This is a genomic window from Mucilaginibacter sp. P4_G9, assembly GCF_056400985.1.
Window position 1 is genome coordinate 1 of record NZ_JBFUKF010000757.1, and the last position, 1,284, is coordinate 1,284.

The following is a 1,284-nucleotide window of genomic DNA, read 5'->3' on the forward strand; positions in this document are numbered from 1 at the left end:
GTTCACTATCAGGTATTTCACGTTTATTCTTTTCATAATAACCTTCTGCAACACGTTTAGCATACATTGCCTTCCAGTCTTCATCAGACATTCCTGATTCTTCATCTGGCCTGTTCAGGTACGCTAGTGTTTCAGGTGTGCAGTTCGATTCATCTAAATCAATATCCGGCATAAATTCGATTAATTCGCTTGTTTCCCCTGGGGAAAGTGTACTTGCTTGTAAAGCGTTGTTTGGTCTGATTCTATTTCTAAGATTTTTCATAACTTTATATATCAATCTCTTAATTCAAATATACTAATTAATTTAGCAATCCAAATGTTTTTGAAGAAAATTGGAATAGATACACCATCTCTGGGCTTTGGGCTACAGGTTTCAAACCGGTTGATTTACTGTGAAGCCTTTGCAGCCGATGAATCTTACTTTATACTTTTTAACAGTAGAAGGGTTGCTGAAATTAAATTAGGTGATGATTGCTATTGGTTTTTATGGAGTGGTAAACCCACATCACAATCATTAATAGATGAAATAGGGCAACGCATTGAAAACCATTTTATGTGATTTTATCTAACTTAAATAAACTCATTATGTGTTATCATTATTCAGTTAAAGTCAATCAGCGAAAGTTGGAAGAGYGTTTCCACGTTAAATTTAAACCAGAAGCCGAATATACCCCGGTGTACCATACTGATGGGTTCGCTCATAACCTTATGCCTGTAATCACAGCAGATGAACCGGAGGCCATTAATTTATATAATTGGGGGTTGATACCACATTGGGTAAAGACCGCAGCAGATGCCAAAAAGCTAAGCAATCAAACACTTAATGCCAGAGGTGAAACCATTTTTGACTTACCATCATTCAGACAATATGTAGGAAAAAAAAGGTGTTTAGTCCTGGCTGATGGATTTTACGAGTGGATGCACGTCGGAAAAGAAAAGTACCCCCATCATATTTACATGAAGGACAAAGAACCCTTTGCATTCGCAGGTATTTACTCCCATTGGAAAAACCCTGAAACTGATGAAGTATTAAGAACCTATACCATCTTAACAACTGATGCCAATTCGTTGATGAAGAGAATTCATAATTCTAAGGAGCGTATGCCCTTGATACTTCGCCCAGATATGGAAAGAATGTGGTTAAAACCAGATTTGATGAAGGAAGAAATCAATAATCTAATAGTACCCTTGGAAGACGATATGTTAGCAGCACATACAATATCAAAGCTGATAACCAGTCGAACGGAATCATCAAACCAGGAACGCGTTATTGAAGTATGTGAT

At 37.0% G+C, this 1,284-nt stretch carries 3 protein-coding genes; 2 read left to right on the forward strand and 1 reads right to left on the reverse strand.

The genetic code is table 11. From position 1 onward, the window contains the following. On the reverse strand, positions 1-262 hold a 262-nt coding region (locus AC1DPZ_RS27400; RefSeq protein ID WP_477409474.1), incomplete at its 3' end, for a hypothetical protein. A 60-nt stretch (positions 263-322) separates the two neighbouring features. Here AC1DPZ_RS27400 and AC1DPZ_RS27405 point away from each other — a divergent pair. Together AC1DPZ_RS27405 and AC1DPZ_RS27410 are read left to right on the forward strand one after the other, a co-directional pair. Continuing rightward, entirely contained in the window at positions 323-559 is a 237-nt protein-coding gene (locus tag AC1DPZ_RS27405; protein ID WP_477409476.1) for a hypothetical protein, read from the forward strand. A gap of 26 nt (positions 560-585) precedes the next feature. Beyond that, positions 586-1,284: SOS response-associated peptidase (locus AC1DPZ_RS27410; RefSeq protein WP_477409478.1), on the forward strand; the 699-nt coding region annotated here is incomplete at its 3' end.